Origin of the sequence: Hyphomicrobium sp. (assembly GCF_019753045.1) — a bacterium.
GTDB lineage: Bacteria > Pseudomonadota > Alphaproteobacteria > Rhizobiales > Hyphomicrobiaceae > Hyphomicrobium_B.
Map to the genome: position 1 here is coordinate 217,488 of NZ_JAIELN010000005.1, position 17,160 is coordinate 234,647.

Annotated in this window: 11 protein-coding genes and 1 riboswitch; of the genes, 6 read left to right on the forward strand and 5 right to left on the reverse strand. The window is 59.9% G+C overall.

The window, feature by feature from the left end:
* Window positions 1-24 precede the first annotated feature (24 nt).
* Window positions 25-723 (forward strand): SDR family NAD(P)-dependent oxidoreductase, encoded by a 699-nt coding sequence (locus K2Q04_RS06100; RefSeq protein WP_291160666.1) that lies wholly within the window; start codon window positions 25-27, stop codon window positions 721-723.
* Window positions 724-789: 66 nt separating this feature from the next.
* Here K2Q04_RS06100 and K2Q04_RS06105 read toward each other — a convergent pair whose 3' ends face one another.
* Entirely contained in the window at window positions 790-1,488 is a 699-nt protein-coding gene (locus K2Q04_RS06105; RefSeq protein WP_291160668.1) for a hypothetical protein, read from the reverse strand.
* 147 nt (window positions 1,489-1,635) lie between these two features.
* Entirely contained in the window at window positions 1,636-3,552 is a 1,917-nt protein-coding gene (locus K2Q04_RS06110; protein ID WP_291160671.1) for a hypothetical protein, read from the reverse strand.
* A gap of 462 nt (window positions 3,553-4,014) precedes the next feature.
* Here K2Q04_RS06110 and K2Q04_RS06115 point away from each other — a divergent pair, with 462 nt between their 5' ends.
* The 3 genes from K2Q04_RS06115 to K2Q04_RS06125 all read left to right on the forward strand — a co-directional run bounded on the left by K2Q04_RS06115 (window position 4,015) and on the right by K2Q04_RS06125 (window position 6,962).
* On the forward strand, window positions 4,015-4,470 hold the full coding sequence (locus tag K2Q04_RS06115) for a MarR family transcriptional regulator (RefSeq protein WP_291160673.1): 456 nt from the start codon (window positions 4,015-4,017) through the stop codon (window positions 4,468-4,470).
* Between the two features lie 129 nt (window positions 4,471-4,599).
* A complete protein-coding gene (locus tag K2Q04_RS06120) occupies window positions 4,600-5,601 on the forward strand; it encodes a helix-turn-helix domain-containing protein (RefSeq protein ID WP_291160675.1) in 1,002 nt (333 codons plus the stop codon).
* Window positions 5,602-5,801: 200 nt separating this feature from the next.
* The gene (locus K2Q04_RS06125; protein ID WP_291160678.1) at window positions 5,802-6,962 is read left to right on the forward strand and encodes an extensin family protein; all 1,161 of its coding nucleotides are present in this window, start codon (window positions 5,802-5,804) and stop codon (window positions 6,960-6,962) included.
* Between the two features lie 43 nt (window positions 6,963-7,005).
* Here K2Q04_RS06125 and K2Q04_RS06130 read toward each other — a convergent pair whose 3' ends face one another.
* From K2Q04_RS06130 to K2Q04_RS06140, 3 genes are all read right to left on the reverse strand, one after another.
* Entirely contained in the window at window positions 7,006-10,281 is a 3,276-nt protein-coding gene (locus K2Q04_RS06130) for a tetratricopeptide repeat protein (RefSeq protein WP_291160680.1), read from the reverse strand.
* A 102-nt stretch (window positions 10,282-10,383) separates the two neighbouring features.
* Entirely contained in the window at window positions 10,384-13,557 is a 3,174-nt protein-coding gene (locus K2Q04_RS06135) for an efflux RND transporter permease subunit (protein ID WP_291160682.1), read from the reverse strand.
* 15 nt (window positions 13,558-13,572) lie between these two features.
* Window positions 13,573-14,763: an efflux RND transporter periplasmic adaptor subunit gene (locus K2Q04_RS06140; protein ID WP_291160684.1), complete on the reverse strand. Its 1,191-nt coding sequence runs from the start codon at window positions 14,761-14,763 to the stop codon at window positions 13,573-13,575.
* Window positions 14,764-15,024: 261 nt separating this feature from the next.
* On the opposite strand from K2Q04_RS06140, the gene K2Q04_RS06145 reads away from it, so the two are divergent.
* Both K2Q04_RS06145 and K2Q04_RS06150 read left to right on the forward strand, forming a co-directional pair.
* Window positions 15,025-15,663 (forward strand): TetR/AcrR family transcriptional regulator, encoded by a 639-nt coding sequence (locus K2Q04_RS06145; protein ID WP_291160686.1) that lies wholly within the window; start codon window positions 15,025-15,027, stop codon window positions 15,661-15,663.
* A 149-nt stretch (window positions 15,664-15,812) separates the two neighbouring features.
* Window positions 15,813-15,919, forward strand: a riboswitch (guanidine-I (ykkC/yxkD leader).
* Between the two features lie 142 nt (window positions 15,920-16,061).
* Window positions 16,062-17,126: a putative urea ABC transporter substrate-binding protein gene (locus tag K2Q04_RS06150; RefSeq protein WP_291160689.1), complete on the forward strand. Its 1,065-nt coding sequence runs from the start codon at window positions 16,062-16,064 to the stop codon at window positions 17,124-17,126.
* Window positions 17,127-17,160 lie beyond the last annotated feature (34 nt).

The following is a 17,160-nucleotide window of genomic DNA, read 5'->3' on the forward strand; positions in this document are numbered from 1 at the left end:
AAGCCGAAATAGGAATAACGCCCTATGCCCGATGCCAAACCAAAGGCCCTCATCGTCGGCGCGTCCCGTGGTCTTGGCCTTGCGATGGTCGAGGAATATCTGTCGCGCGGCTGGGATGTGGTCGGCACCGTTCGGGGCAGCGGCCGGACCGGACTTCACGATCTCAAAGACAAGCACGGCGCCTCACTTCAGATCGAAACCGTCGACATCGCCGAGCAGGATCAGATCGCGGCTCTTCGCGAAAAGCTCGCGGGCCAGACCTTCGATCTTCTGTTCGTCAATTCTGGTGTCGCCAACGGCCCGGACGAAGCGGTGAGAAACGTTTCAACCGACGAATTCATCCGCGTGATGGTCACCAATGCGCTCGGCCCTATGCGGGTCATCGAGGAACTCGACGACCTCGTGACGCCGACCGGCACGATCGGCGTGATGTCATCCGGCCTCGGCAGCGTGGCCGACAACGAGGATGGCGGCTGGGAGGTCTATCGCGGCAGCAAGGCCGCGCTCAACACGTTCATGCGCAGCTATGCCGCCGAGCACCGGAAAGACGGCCGGTCCCTGGTGATCATATCTCCCGGCTGGGTGCGCACCGACATGGGCGGGCCTCACGCGACGCTCGACGTCAGCGAGAGCATTCCGCGCGTGGTCGATGTGATCACGGCGCAGTCAGGCAAACGCGGCCTCAGCTATCTCAACTATCAGGGCAAGAGCGTCCGCTGGTGAGCGATTGACGTCGCCGCGCCACCACTCGAGATGCTGAAGAACCTTGATCGCTTCTTGTAATCGAGCCTACGGCTGTGCGGTTTCTCCGCCTTTGGCGGAGCGCCCCGTCGTCGAATAAAGCGGAAGCGTTCCGGTCTGGAAAGCACGCGCGTCGTAGTCGCGCAGCTCCATTGCAAACGTCACCTGCGCGGGACCACGCCCGAGAATGTGGTCGAGAGGTCCAAAATCGTTAACCTCTGCCTGATCCAGCACCAGACGAAAGTTGTAAGCGCCGGGCTCGCGAATGAGCTGATCGGGCTTTTGAGCCGGGCCATTCGTGTAGAACAGCACCGTCTGCGTCTTGCTTGACTTGCCGGCCAAGGGGATCGGCGCGAACGGCTCAAAGCCGTTGGCGCGGGCTTTATCCATCGTCCACCTGCCGATATCGGCGGCGTAGAAACGTTTCGTGTCGCCGGTCTTGGGGTTTGTGGCTTCTAGATCCATCGACAGGATCGTGCCAGTGCGGCCCCCATCATTCAGGAGCGTTACGGGCACCTCGATGATCTCGAAATTCGTGTTGTTGTAGGGCGCGCTGAATTGAATGACAGATGGCACGAAGACTTTGATGTCCGGCGCCTTGAGAGAACTTTCCCAAAGGCTGTAACCGGAGAAGACGAGCGCCAGCACCGAGATCATCGCCGAAAGCGTGCCCCGGCCATGTCCGGATGGCTCGCTTGCATCGTTTTCCAAGCCGGCACCTGCCAGCTCGTGTTGAGCCTTCGCCATATCTGACATCCCCCAATATACAGTCCCCGCGGCAAGCAACCAGCATGCTCGACGGACGTCAAGGCACGGCGGGAAGATTGCGATCTCTCGTGTCTTTCAGATGCGCTCTGCCGCGGCGGCAATCGCGAGAATGCCGCCAATCGACGCTTAGGGTGATGCCTTCACGGTCGAGCCGACGACGGCCGCTACGGCTTTTGAATCTTGGGGGCCAGGCTCGCGATCTGCCGGTTCGTCAGTCGTGCCTGGCGCATTCTCGATCTCATCAAGCCATTTGGCCGTCCGCTCGAAATCGGGGTCGGCCTTGAAGCGTTCGCTTGGAGCAAAGCCTTCGGCGCGGCTGATGGTCTGAGCGATCAGCTTGCGGAATTCGGGAACGTCGAAATACGAGGCGTGCACGAGTTCCTTCCAGGTGAAGTACGTGCTTATCGCCGTGTCCGCGGTATGTGACGGAACCGCAAACCTGATCTGCCCGATGGCGCGGCGAAACTTGGCAATCGACTGGCTCGCTGCGGCATTGCTGTAATCCGTTATGAGGTCTGCGATGGTCGACGGAAGCCGCGGCAGGGATTTTTCGAGCCACATCGGGCGATCCAACGCGCCGATGGCAATTTCTCCTTCGGTGTCGTTGCCGTAAGCGGCGCGCTTCACCTCGGCATTGGTGATGCGGTTCAGGAACATGCTCGCGACAGCGCTGATGAACGTCGCGAACGCCTGAATGACGACCATCAGTAGAAGCGCGACCACGCCCAAGATAACGGGGACGATAATCGCGGGAACAAACAGCGACCAGAACCAACGCTTCCGCCGATCCTGGAGGTCGGCGGCTCCGAGCGCCCATGATAGCTCGTCAGTCACGACATGAAGCAGGAGGCCGCTATTGGTGACGACGTCACGTCCGCCTCCACACAATGTGCCACCGTCACACGGGCGTCCCCTCGATTCAAAGAAGCGCTTCTTGAAGCGCATGCCCCGCTCGATCGCGTCGAGGTTCGGATATTGGGTTTCAAGTTGCTGGCGCTTTTCGCGGTACTGCCGCCACGCCGCCTGGCGGTCCAGCGGCGTCTGCACGGCGCCCCCGCTTTCCGTCGTTACGGCTTCGCCATCACCTTTGTGCGCGACCATCAGCTGCTCGCGGAGCGCGCTCAATGCCGCTTCGGCCTCGGGAGACGCATTTGCGTCGTAGATTTCCGTCTTGAGCCATTCGGCTATGCCGACCATGGCCGGAGGCGACAGCAGAATGATAAAATAAATTACAGGCAGCGCGATGACGGACAGCAGCGTGATCGACGAGACGGCGAAGGATTTGTCAAAAAAATTCAGCCGCGCGTCAGGCAGCAGCGCGAGGCCTTGGATGGCTTCATCTTCAGGATGTGACAGCGGCAGCCAGCGCGACCCAAAACTGGTTTTGGCGCGCCGCGTGATCCTGGAATGATAATTCAGCAAGCTTCGGCTATCGAGCCAGTGCAGCGCTAAGTAGAAAACAAGCGCGGGCAGGCTAGCGAGAACGCCGGTTATAACCCATACACGCGGGAAAGTTCTCCCGAAGACCGTCTGGTCGCCGCCGAGCTGGGACGCCAGGACGTATACGATGAACATCAAGAGCAACATCATCGACGCGACGAAGATGACCTTGCGCATCAAACTCAGCCGCGTGAGAAGCCAAAGCTCTCGACGCAGCTTGAGAAACGGCGTGCCGACGGTAATCCAGCGCTTAAGGTTCGCGAGCGGCCTCTTGCGAGCGGCATTGTCGAGCAAGGCATCGGAAAGGATCGAGCCACCGTGGCTATGGCCAACGATGCAATAGGGCTCGCTCTTGGCTTCGAGCTCGCGCATTGTCTTCGTCAGCCGTTCGCCGGCGTCGCGCCGCTTCATTTCGCTGTTGTCACCGGCCCAGGGAAAGGGCAAGAAGTTCAGCTCGCCGTCACGCGCGTCGATGAGAGCGCGCATATCGTTTTCGAAGACGCTGCCTTTTTCCCACCATTGCAACACAGGCGGAGGTTCGCCGTCGGAGCCCGCAGCTGTCGGGGCCGCGAACGTACCGTGTACCGCAATAATCGTTGCCAACGCCCCCTCCTCCGTCCCCGCTACGCAGTCCCCTGCGATCACGATTTGATCGCGTTCCGCGCTCGTTCGCTTTACGGGATTTTTATCTCGCGAAAAATAGTGCTCACATGCCGGATTGGCGGCGGATGATGCCCCATTGTATCCCACGCGGCATCACGGCGAGCTGCAATCACACCACGAATGCAGGCACCTGTGGCCTCAATGCACTCGTCTCTTTTGTGCAGGAGCGAAGTGCAGGGGCGATCTCAATGCAACTTCTGTCGTCGACGACTTAGTCTCTGTTCGAGAACAGCTGCGCCCAATGCGCCGTGATGGTTTGACGCGATTTGGAGGCCATCTCCCTCACATCCGATTTTCATCCCCCGATGAGAAGAGACTGCGACTGCTGAAACCTGTTTTCTTCACTGAGTATTTGCGTGCTGAACAACTTGCGCGATACAAAAACCAAGGAAAAGAAGTTCAATGAGCCAACCGCCGTCTACCAATCCCCAGCGTTCCGTCATCCATCTTCTGCGCCGCGTCGATCAGTGCGCTGCCCAACTCTACTTGACCGAAAGCGCCGACAGCGATCTCACGCTCCGTCAGCTTGCGATCCTCACCGCGATTTCACGTCAAGAGAACCTGAGCCAGACTGATCTCGTCGCGATCACAGGCATTGACCGCTCTACGGTTGCAGGTATCGTCAGCCGCCTCATCCGTAAGGGCCTTCTGGAACGCAAGCGTTCGCCGCTCGATGGCCGCGCCTACTGCGTTCGTCTTTCCAAGCGCGGCGCAAAGGCCGTTTCCGGCGCCGACCGCCTCTACTCGCGGGTAGAAAAGAAACTTCTCGCGTCGGTTCCTGCTTCAGAAGCGACAAAGTTCGCCTCGACCCTCAGAACGATCCTCTCGGCGCACTCAGAAGACGGCGCATCTGCGTAGTACTCTGAGTTTTTTCGCATTCACAAGGTCGCCGGCAATTCATCCATAGAATGTCGGCGGCCAATCGAATTTGCAATTGACGTGTCGTGATTGCCACCTATCATCCAAAAGTGGTAGGGGACGAGAATTATGTTGCGCACGCAGTTGGATTGGCCACATCCGTCGTCAGATGGGCTGGCCGAGTATTCCATTCACACATCCGATGTACACCCGCGGGACCGATTCCAGTATTGGTACGAGTCGAGCCGCCGTGTGTTGGGACCTTACGAGAACCGCCCGGATCAGCGGGCTGGTTTCGAAGGAGATTTGCGCTTTCTTCCGGTACCGGGGATGTCGCTCATCATCTTCCGCTGCAATGGCATGCGAGCGTGGCGCACAGAACGTCAGGCCAACATCTTTGGCGATCTCGTTCATATCATCATGCCCCTCACCGGCACGGTGAAGCTTAGGCAGGACGGTCGCGAGGCGGAACTCCATACCGGAGACATCTGCCTCAGCGATGCCGGACGGGCGTCGACGTTCATTCAATCGCCGCATGCCCGTTGCCTTGTGGTTGAATTCCAGAGGCGCGAGTGCGAGGCTCGCCTCGGTCCGCTCAGCCGGTGGACGGCGCGTCGCATCGACGGCAATCAAGGCGGCGGTGCACTGGCTTCCGCATTTGCGCGACTTCTTCCCGACCAGATCTCCTTCATTAGCACACAAGCGCAGCCGGAGATCGCGCGGCAATTCCTCGATCTCGTCGCTTTGGCGGTGAAGGAAATGGAAGGCGTCGCTTTTGCTCACTCGTCGGCGCGGCTTGCTTCCTTGATGCGTCTCAAGGCCGTGGTCGAGTCCAACCTGACGAACAGCAACGTAACCTGCGAAGAACTCGCGACAGCAGCGGGCATTTCGGTTCGTTATGCCAATCAATTACTCGATGCGGAGCAAATTTCGCTGCAAAGGCTGTTGTTCAGCCAGCGCATAGAGAAATGCCAAGCGGCACTTGCGGATCCCGCCCAGGCGCATCGGCAGATCAGCGATATCGCGTACTCATGGGGCTTCGGTGACGTCTCGCACTTCGGGCGCCTCTTCAAGGCGATGACCGGTATGACGCCTCGCGAATACAGGAAGCTCAATATCCTCGGTCGTTGACGAAATCTGAACGAAATTCTGGTACGAGATGTGGCTTGCGGAACCTTCCGCGGGCCAATTTACTTTTGTTTGGTCCCCGAGACCATCTGTGGTCAAAATTTCCATCTATAGAAGTGAAGATTGCGCGCGGGCGCATTGTAAAGGGTAACAGCCGGTAGGATCCCGTCTTGAGCGTGCAACAGGAATTGTTAGCCCGTGCCATGGCGCTTCGATCCAAGGCCGCGCGCAAGGCACATAGCCTTGCCGTTCGGTATTCGATCACGCTCAGCCGCGTCGTCTTCTTCGGGCTCTTACTCCTTCCACTGCTCGAGCCCAACAGCTTCTACATCATCCGTGCCGGCCGCGTGAGCCTGCCCGCCGAGCAGGAGTTGCATGCACGATCAGAAGTTAAACCCATAGCGCCTGCGGTTGCACCTGGCGTCACCGCCGAAGCGGAGGCACCTTCGGCGACGGCCGCCGGCGAGCCGCCATCGGCGAAGACAACCGACAGTAAAGGCCCGGAGTTACCGGCGACCGATACACCTGCTCCGTTGCAGCCGCTGAAGCCGGGCGATCCGCAGGCTGCTCCGGCTAAGCCGCTGCCACCTTCGAAACAGGCCGCGTTGCCGTGGACGGATGCGGAGATCGCGGCTGCGAAAGCCGAATGCGCGCAGCTTCTCGCAAACGTCACGGTCGTTTCGGAAGAACTTCCGCCGGCCCGCGAAGGAATTTGCGGCGCGCCGGCGCCTCGCGAACTCAGGAGTGTCGGCGAGAGCAAAGTGAAGATCGAGCCGCCTGCAACGCTCAATTGTCCGATGATCGCGGGCCTCAGCACTTGGATCACCGATAAGCTGCAGCCCGCGGCTCAAAAAAGCTTCGGCTCGCCCGTCACGCGCGTAATTGCGGAATCCTACTCATGCCGGAATCGGTATGGCCTCGCACGGGCGCCGCTCAGCGAGCATGCGTTGATGGATGCGGTCGACATATCGGCGTTCGTGCTCGCCGACGGAAGGATCATCCGCATTTCCAAGGGATGGGGCCCGACAGCAGGCGACCTGAAGCGGGCCGCTGACAAATCCAGCGAGGCGCCCGCCGACGAGAAGATCAAAGGCAGCAAGATCCTTGTATCGGCGTCCAAGCTCGGCGCTCACGACCTCGCGAAACAGGGCGAAGCAAAAAAGGGCGAAGACAAGCCGAAATCGGAGGAAGCCGAGAAGGAAGCCGCGGCGAAACTCGCGTCGTCAACGTTCCTTCGTCAAGCGCACGATGACGCCTGCGATATTTTCGGCACCGTACTCGGGCCGGAAACCAATGATGCGCATCGCGATCATTTTCATCTCGATATGAAAGTCCGGAAATCCCAGCGCGGGCTCTGTCAGTAACTCCGCCTGTAAGACCACATGTGGCCGTCGCCGGGTATCACGCTCAGATTTTCAAAGCGATGAGATCCATCGAACTGCGATGGCGATCGCCGATGTCGTACTCGGCGAATTTGAAGCCTTGCGACTCGAGCAACTTGACGAGCCTCGCGCGCGTGAAGTGATGATAGCGCTCGATCTCAGCCCAATAGGGGTTTGTTCCCGTCGCATCGAGCGCTCGCCACACAATCGAATCCATGTTGAGCGATGAGATGAAAAGCGCGCCTCCGCGCTTCATCATCCTGTTGACGAGGCCGAGCGTTGTTGCCGGAAATGGCGTGCGGTCCAGGACGTCGACCATGCTGACGACGCTAAAGCGGTCCTCGGCGGCGAGGGATTCCAGATCGCGGTGCGCCTCGTATCCGAACTTTTTGAGCTTCGCGACGCTCTCTTCGCTTGCGTCAATTCCGGCCGGGGAAAATCCCCATTCTGCGGCCGTGAAAAGGAGCGACGCGTTGCCGAACCCGACGTCGAGCCAATCTCCTGACGGCACATGGCGCGCGACGCGGGCGACGATTTTCGCCGAGATCTTGCGTTGATTTTCGGCGTCCTTTCCGACTTTCTGTTCGGTCCTGGCCGCCGGATAGACGATCTCGTGACCTTCCGGTGTCAGATAGCCTTCGGTGAAGACGTGTGCACAGGATCCGCAACGACACCATTTCAGCATCGGCGGAAGCATCGAATTGTAAGCTGGGTCGTTCGTTATTCGCGCTTCATTCGCGCGCGCAATCTCGTGACCTTCGCAAAGCGGGCAGGCATCGTAGATTGCCCGCGGACCTTGCGGCTTCGGCTTGATCGCTTGCACTGTCGGCGGAACGCTCGTCTGTTCGACAACCGCAAAGGCCTGAGGGGCTTGGCCCAATCGCATGATTTCCACCATCTTCTCAAAGGATGCTTCGAGGTTGCGTGCATAGCGCGTGGAATCGAATAACGGCGCGGTATCTCTCATCGATATGAGCTTGCGCCGGATCCGGTCGAGCTCGCCCTTGTCGCGCGCGAGTTCAATCGCGAGGTCGGTGTAGGCATCGAGGTCGGTGGTGATCAGTTCGGGAAGTCCCATCGCGGAGAGGAGACTCCCGGCGACGCGTCCGGAAAACGTTTCGCCGAGGCACGTCAGAACAGGCAAGCCGACCCAGAGAGCGTCGCTCGTCGTCGTGTGCGCGTTACAAGGGAGCGCATCCAAGAAGAGATCGGCGAGGCGCTGCCGCGCGAGGTGCTTTGGAATCGACGTGCGGTTGGCAAAAACGAGACGACCCGGATCGACGCCGCGGCTGGTTGCCTCTCGCCTCAAATTGTTGGCGCAGGTCTCGTTCGGCACGAGCAGCCAAAGCACTGAGCCCGGCACCTGCCTGAGCACGTGCATCCAGACGTCGAACATCGTCGGATTGAGCTTGTAGCTGTTATTGAATGAACAGAATACGAAGGCATCCTCCGGCAACCCGCAATCGGCGCGCGTCACCGGCTCATCCGAGATCTTCCGCTGGCGGTCGTTCGGCTGATAGGTATTCGGAAGATGGACGATTTTCTCCGAATAGTCCGGCTGGTGCTCCATCGGCGCGACGATGGCATCGGCAAGAATGTAATCGATGAAATCGGCGCCCATCGTCGCGGGATATCCTAAGTAATTCACCTGGATCGGCGCGGGGCGATAGCTCGGAATTTCCGAGCGGGCGTCTTTCGTATATCCCTTGAGGTCAATGAGGATGTCGATCGCATCGGCATTGATCACTGCCGCGGCATCGCGGCTCGTCATCTCGCCGATTTTTCTGACGTGCTCAAATGCCTTCAGCAGGCGCTGGCGCATCGCGCTGCCATCTTCCGGGCTGAAGCAGTAGCCGAAGATCTCGAAACGGTCGTGGTCCAGCTTTTCCAAGACTTCGGCGAACAGCATGGCGGTTGCGTGCTCGAAGAAATCGTTGGAGAGAAAGCCGAGCCGAATTCGGCGGCCCCGTCCGAGACTGTTCTGATAGGATGCGAACCGAAGCTGCTGCGGAACGGCGATCGGCTTGATGTAGTTGCGGGCCGCTTTCAGTTGGTCGTCTCGCGTAGACCACAGCGAAATCAGCGGGAACGGCGAGATATGCATCGGCTTCGTTCGGAAGTTTTCGAGGCAATAACTTCCCTCTTCGTCGACGCCGTACCAATCACATTGAAAATGGAGCAGGTTCAAATATTCGAACCGGTTGACGAAAGCCTCGGGCGCGCATTCGAGGCATTTTCGGAAGGCTAAGTCCGCCTCTTCGTACCGCTCACATATTTTGTGCGTGATCGCGAGATTGTAATGCGCTTGCGCAGAAGTCGGGTCTAGCTTGATCGCGTGCTCGAGCGCCTGAACGGCGCCCGCTTCCATCTTCAAGGCGCGCAGCACGCCGCCGACGGCGGTGTATGCGTCAGCCCGTTGAGGATCGATCGCGAGGCCGGCCTGGTAACTTGCAAGGGCTTCCTCCAAATTGCCGCGTGCTTCGAGTGCAAGGGCAAGGTTGAAGACGTAGTCCGCATTATCCGGATTCGCCGCAACGGCGCGCCGGCAAAGTTCTATCGCTTCGTCGTACCGCCGGTCCTGGCGAAGAAACAAAGCGAGTTCGTCAAGGCGCTTCGCAAGCTCATCGCTGCTCTTCGATTCTGCTTCGATTTCCGCTGCAATCAACGCCACGGGGCGTGTCATCGCCGATATTCGGCGGTCGAGAACGCGTGCTTCCGCGAAGTCCGGATCGAGCTGGAGGGCCTGCCTGCAGCGCGCCGCCGCCGCTTCCGGCTGGCCGGACTTCAGCATCAGATTGCCGAGCCGCACGAGCACGGCGGGCTGATCGGGCTTCAGCTCGAGCGCTTTGACATAGGTCGATATCGCCTCGGTTTCGTTCTCAACCACCGTGAGGAGGTTGCCCAACACCGTGTGGACCTCAGCGTTACGAGGCTGCAAAGCGAGGCACTCGCGGCAGGCGGCGATTGCCTCATGGGACCGGCGCATTTCGCCGAGGATGATCGCGAGGTTGAGCCACGCCTCGTGGTAATTTGGCTGATTGGCGACGCTCTCGCGGATGTATTCGACCGCATCATGCGTTTCCTGCCGCTTATACGCGATGAGGCCCATGTGGTGCAGGCTTGGAGCATGGGTGGGCAGACGGGAGAGCACGCGCCGATGCGCAACTTCCGATTCGGCCAAGCGGCCGTTTTTGAGATGATCAACTGCCTGATGATAATCGCGTGCGATATCGGGCTCGCCGGTGCGTTGAGGAATGCTCCGTGACGTCGCCTGCGCAAGCCGCCGATCTCTTCGATTCATGTCGCAGTCCCGATTCGCGTTCGCCGATGAAAAAACGCCGGAGTCTGTTCTGACTCCGGCGTCCTGTGCGAGGCTTGCGGGTACCCGAAAGGCGGCTTGCGCCTACTCGGCCGGATGAAGCGGCGTCTCGTGAGATGGTGCCCGAGACCTGCGGCCGAGATCGGACAGCCAGCGGCACACCACATAGAAGACGGGCGTGAAGATCAGGCCGAAGAAGGTTACGCCGATCATGCCCGCGAATACGGCGGTTCCGAGCGCTTGACGCAGCTCGGCACCGGCGCCGACCGCCCAAACCAACGGCACCACGCCGAGGATGAACGCCAGCGACGTCATGATGATCGGTCGCATTCTCAACCGGGCCGCTTCGGTCGCGGCCTCGAATCGGGATTTGCCCTGAGCTTCGAGTTGCTCCGCAAACTCCACAATCAGAATAGCGTTTTTCGCCGCTAGACCTATGAGAACGATGAAGCCAACCTGGGTCAGGATGTTGTTGTCCATTCCCCGGAGGATGACGCCCGAGATCGATGCGATGAGGCTCATCGGGACGATCAGGATGACCGCGAGCGGCAACGTCAGGCTTTCGAACTGTGCGGCAAGGACGAGGAACACGAACAGGACGCCCAGAGCGAAGGCAAAGATTGCCGTGTTGCCGGCGCGGATCTGCTGATAGGCGAGATCGGTCCATTCATAGCTGAAGCCAGGCGGGAGCGTCTCGGCCGCCAGCTTCTGCATGATGTCGATCGCCTGCCCCTGCGAGTATCCGGGAGCAGCAGAACCATCGAGTTCGGCTGCCGGATAAAGGTTGTAGCGGGGAACGCGCGCCGGGCCTGAAATATCGCTCACGGTCGTGAACGAGCCGAGCGGGACGGCATCGCCGTTCGAATTGCGCACGCGAATGCTCAGCGCATCTTTTGGCGTCAAACGAAATTCACCGTCGGACTGCGCCGTCACGCGGAAGGTGCGGCCGAGGAGGTTGAAGTCGTTGACGTAGATCGAGCCGAGGTACGTTTGCAGCGCGGCAAAGACTTCAGGGACGCGGATGCCGAGCATCTGCGCCTTGACGCGATCGATGTCGAGATAGAGCTGAGGCGTCGACGTCTCGAAGAGCGAGAACACCTGCCGCACGCCCGTCGTCTGAGCCGCCTTGCCCATCATCGCATTGACAGCCGCCTGCAACGCAGCCGAGCCGGCACCCGATCGATCCTCCACCATCATGCGGAAGCCGCCGGAGCTGCCAAGACCGCGGACGGGGGGCGGCGCAACGACAAGCACCATAGCTTCCTGGATCTCAGAAAATTTCTTGAGGAGCGCACCCTGAATAGCTTTCGCCGACATGTTCGGATCTTTGGCGCGCTCTTCGAAGGGCTTCAGCGTGACGAAAACCGCGCCAGCGTTCGAGGCATTGACGCGCGTCGCACCGGAGAAGCCCACGATATTGACGGCGTGAGCAACGCCCGGAACGGTGAGCGCAAGTTCGACGGCCCGCTTGTTGACCTCGTTGGTACGAGCCAAAGAAGCGGCAGGCGGAAGCTGGGTGATCGTGATCAGATAGCCGCCGTCCTGGTCGGGGATGAAGCCGACCGGAGTTTTGCGGAACTCGTTCAATCCGAATGCGATGAGGCCCGCGTATAGCACCAGCATCAGGATGGAGAACCGGACGGCGCGTCCAGCCAGCCATCCATAGCCGTGGGAAAGCCTATCGAAGCTCCAGTTGAACGCATTGAAGAACGCGCGGATGGGCCACGTGAGGGGGCTATGGCGATGCTCGGTCGAATGGGGCTTCAAGAGCATGGCGCAGAGCGCGGGCGACAGGGTCAACGACACGATCAGCGAAATCACCGTCGCGCCCGCGATCGTCAGCGCGAACTGACGATAGAACTGGCCCGAGATGCCGGTGATGAATGCCGATGGAACGAACACCGCACTCAAAACGAGCGCGATGGCGATGAGCGCCGTGCCCACCTCCTCCATGGTCCGGTAGGAGGCTTCTCGGGGACTCATCCCGTTTGCCATGTTGCGTTCGACGTTTTCGACCACGACGATCGCGTCGTCGACGACGATGCCGATCGCCAGCACGAGCCCGAAGAGCGACAGGTTGTTCAGCGAGAAGCCGAACATCTGCATCAGGAAGAAAGTGCCGATGAGCGAAACGGGGATGGCCACGATCGGGATGATCGCCGCGCGCCATGTTTGCAGGAAGAGGAGGACGACGATCACCACCAGAACGACGGCTTCGAGTATGGTGTCAATGACGGCGTCGACCGACTGCTGAATGAAGTCAGTCGGGTTGTAGACGATGGTGTACTCGAGCCCCGGCGGGAAGCTCTTCGACATCTCCGCCATGGCTTCTTTGATGTTCTTCGCCGTTTCGATGGCGTTCGAACCGGGCAGCTGGAAGACGCCGAGACCGACCGCCGCCTGCTTATCGAGATACGAGTTGATGCTGTAATCGAGCGCCGCCAGTTCGACTCTCGCGACGTCCTTCACCCGGACGACGGAGTTGGCGTTTTGCTTGACGACGATATTTCCGAAATCATTCGGATCTATCAGGCGACCTTGCGTTTGCACCGTGATCTGGAATGCGCCAGGCTTTTCGAGCGGCGGCTGATTGAGCACGCCGGCGGCCACCTGGACGTTCTGTCCCTGCAGCGCGGTCACGACGTCGCTTGCCGTCAGCGCCAGCGATTGCAGGCGGTCGGGATCAAGCCAGACGCGCATCGAGTAATCGCGTCCGCCGAATACCGTGATCGAGCCTACGCCCTGCACTCGGGTGAGCGCATCGACGATGTTCACGCTCGCGTAGTTCGAAATGAAAAGCGTATCGCGTGAATTGTCGGGCGACAGCAGATGCACGACCATCATGAGGTCGGGCGACGCCTTCGCAACGGTGACGCCGATGTTGCGCACGTCGGCCGGCAATCTCGGCAGTGCGATGGAGACGCGGTTCTGCACCTGAACCTGCGCAATATCGAGATTGGTGCCGATATCGAAGGTGACCGAAATCGAGAAGCGGCCGTCATTCGTCGAGTTCGACGATATGAAGAGCATGTGCTCGACGCCGTTGATCTGCTGCTCGAGCGGCGTTGCGACCGTCGCCGCGACGACCTCGGCGCTGGCGCCCGGATATTGCCCCGTGATGTTCACCACCGGCGGCGCGATTTCCGGATACTGCGCGATCGGCAATCGGCTGACGGATACCAGGCCGATGATGACGAACACGACGGAAATGACGGCCGCGAAGATCGGGCGGTCGATGAAGAAGTGCGATATGCGCATTGGACGGGCCGTTCTTTATTGGGTCCGGACCGTCTGGTCCTTCGGATTGGAAGCGTCGGCGGCTGCCTGCTGCGGCGTGACTTTCGCGCCGGGTCGGATGCGCATCAGGCCGTTCACGATGACCGTGTCGTCAGGCGAAAGGCCCGTCGTCACGACGCGCAGCCCATCGACCAACGGTCCAAGCGTGACGTATTTCGGTGTCGCGACATTGTCGCTGCCGACGGCATAGACGAACTTCCTGACCTGCTCGGTGCCGATGGCGGCATCGGGAACGAGCAGCGCCTCCGCCGGTTCAGAAGCCGCAATCCGGATGCGGCCGAACATGCCCGGCGTGAGGCGTCCGTCAGCATTCTTGAAGACCGCGCGGCCGCGGATCGTGCCGGACGATTTATCGATCGCGTTGTCGATAAAGTCGATGTGTCCGTCGTGGACGAAGTCCTTTTCATCGATCAGCTTCAGTTGAGCTGGCATGTCCAAGGCACCGCCTTTGCTGTCGGTTGTCTTCGCCGACGCAGCCTTGAGGTAGCGGAGGTATGAGGCCTCATCCATCGTGAACTCGAAGCGGATCGGATCGACCGAGGCGATCGTCGCGAGCAGCGTCGTGTTTCCGGTCGTTCCGCCGGTGACGAGGTTTCCGACCGATACGCGGCGATCGCCTATTTTGCCGTCGATCGGAGCGACAAGCTCCGTGAACTCCAAATCGAGAGTCATCTGCCTCGACGCTGCCTGCTGAGCGGTCAAATCCGCTTCTGCCACGCGCTTCGCCTGAAGGCGCTGATCGAGCGACTGCTGCGTGATCGTTGTTCCGCGGACCAGACTTTCACCGCGCTCCAAATCGGACTGTGCGAAGGCGACCTTCGCCTCCGCTTGCGCGATGGATGCTTTCGCCTGATCAACCGATGCCTGGAATGGACGGCGGTCGATGGTGAAGAGCGGATCGCCGGCCTTGATCATCTGGCCGTCGGTGAAGTGGATCTTGTCGAGGTAACCCGAAACGCGCGCCCGCACTTCGACGAAGTCGACGGGGACGAATCGCCCGACGTATTCATCGTAGTCGGCGACGATCTTCTTCGTGGGCTTGGCCACGGTGACCTGCGGCGGTGGCGGAGGCGCCGCTTGAGCTGCGGTTTTCTCTTCGCTGCATGCCGAAAGTCCCGCTGATAAAGTCAGCAGAACCGCAGCGATTGAGGCGGACCGTTGGAACACGGGTTCTGTCTCCGTCATGTAGATTTGAAATCGACGCACGAGGGAACCGGTTGCGTTCCATATCGAGCGCCAGCGTCTAATCGCGCCGAGCGTCGCCGCGTTCGGCCCGTGTGAATTTTCCTTCTGACCCCACCGCGAACGGGCGCACGGCATTCGTTCCGCGCGCGTTAAGTACCGAGTGACAGAGATGACAGAGTCATGTTACCCGGTACCGATCGGTAACATACAGCTACCGATCGGTAACATTCTCGTCAAGGGCGCATGAGCATTGCGCAGGAGAAAGATTTGCGCAGCGTTGGCGGATCAGAAGCAGTCGCCGAGGGGCAATTTGCCGCCAAGTCACCACGAGAGCGAATTCTGATCGCAGCTCGCGATCTTTTCTACCGGCACGGCGTGTATGCCGTCGGCGTGGAGGCAATCGCCGAGGCCGCGCTTACAAACAAGATGACATTGTACCGTCACTTCAAATCGAAGGACGAATTGATTGTCACATACGTCCAACAGCTCGCCGATGAAGGCGATGACGTTCTCAATCGCATTCTGGCCGAGAATGTAGATAGCCCCCAAAAACAAGTCGATGCCTGGGTCGATTTTGTCGAAGACGTGCTGACGAACAAGCTCGAACGCGGCTGCGCGCTGGCGAATGCCGCCGTCGAACTCGATACCGGCCACCCGGCCCGCGCCGTGATCGAAGCCTACAAACAGCGTAAGCATGACCGCCTCGTCGGGCTCTTCCGCGCCGCCCGATATCGCGACCCCGGTTTGCTCGCCGATGAAGTCTTTCTTCTGTTCGAAGGCGCGCGGATCAGCATTCAATGCGGCGGCAAGGGTCCGGCGTCACGCGTCGTCGGGATGCTGCGCGGACTGCTCTCGTCGCGGCCGAGGTTGGTCGAGGCCTAATCGTTTTCGTGACGAAAGCGCGGCTCCCGTGGAACTGCCTAGGTACTAGGCGTTCAGCACAAGCAGCTGGCAACGCAATCACCCGCACCCGAAGATTTCCTGCGTTTTTCCTGCAAAAAAGCCTTGGCACGCCCCGTGCAGAGCATGGCGCATAACGCCTCTAGGGTTCCGGCTTCACAAGCGTCAGGTCCGAGAGAGGCTCTCCCGCTTCGCGCGACGCGAGGCGGAGCCACGGCGGGATAAAAGCCCGGGAGACCTACACCGCGAGTTGCTCCGGCGCTCGAACGGACAGGCCTCCCTCCGCGCGCTCGTCTCCGCGCTCATCCGAGGTCTTCCGCTCCTGTCCCGAAGTTCCTTGCGGCCTCACTGAGTGGTCAGCACAAGGACAGGGGTTGGCGATGCGCTTTTCCGTCAAGCAAATTTTGAAGGCCGCGATTGGTCTCGCGGCCGTGACAGGGTTTGCCCTGTCGCCTGCAAATGCCGCCGAGAAGAAAGACTTCAAAGTCGCCTGGTCGATTTATGTCGGCTGGATGCCTTGGGGCTATGCGGCCGATTCCGGCATCGTGAAAAAATGGGCCGACAAATACGGCATCAACATCGAAGTCAAACAGTTCAACGATTACGTCGAATCCATCAACCAGTATACGGCGGGCTCGTTCGACGCGGTCACCGTGACGAACATGGATGCGCTCTCCATTCCGGCTGCCGGCGGCGTCGACACCACGGCCGTGATCGTCGGCGACTTCTCGAACGGCAACGACGCCGTCATCCTGAAGAACAAAGACAAGCTCGCGGACATCAAGGGCCAGAACGTCAATCTCGTCGAGTTCTCGGTTTCGCACTACCTGCTGGCGCGCGGTCTTGAAAGCGTCGGGCTCGCCGAGAAGGACCTGAAAGTCGTCAACACGTCCGACGCCGATATGGCGGCCGCTTACAAGACACCCGACGTCACGTCGGTCGTCACTTGGAAGCCCATCGTTTCGACGATCCTTGAATCTCCCGACGCAAAGAAGGTCTTCGACAGCTCGCAAATTCCGGGCGAGATCATTGACCTCATGGTCGTCAACACGGCCGTGCTGAAAGACAATCCCAAATTCGCGAAGGCACTCGCAGGTATCTGGTACGAGACGCTTGCGACGCTGAAGGACGGTACGGCTTCGAAGGAGGCCATGGCCAAGGCTTCAGGCACCGACGTCAAAGGCTTCGACGAACAGCTTGCAACGACGAAGCTGTTTTCAGATCCGAAAGACGCCGTGGCGTTTGCCACCGGCAAAGATCTGAAGACGACGACCGAACGCGTCTCCAAATTCCTGTTCGAGAAATCCCTGCTCGGCAAGGACGCGAAGTCCGACGGCGCGATCGGCGTCGAGTTCCCCGACAAAACGGTCTTCGGCGACAAGGCGAACGTCAAGTTCCGCTACGACGCGACGTTCATGAAAGAGGCGGAAGACGGCAAGCTTTAAGCGCCGTTTTCTCGTAACGCACCGAAGGAAGGCG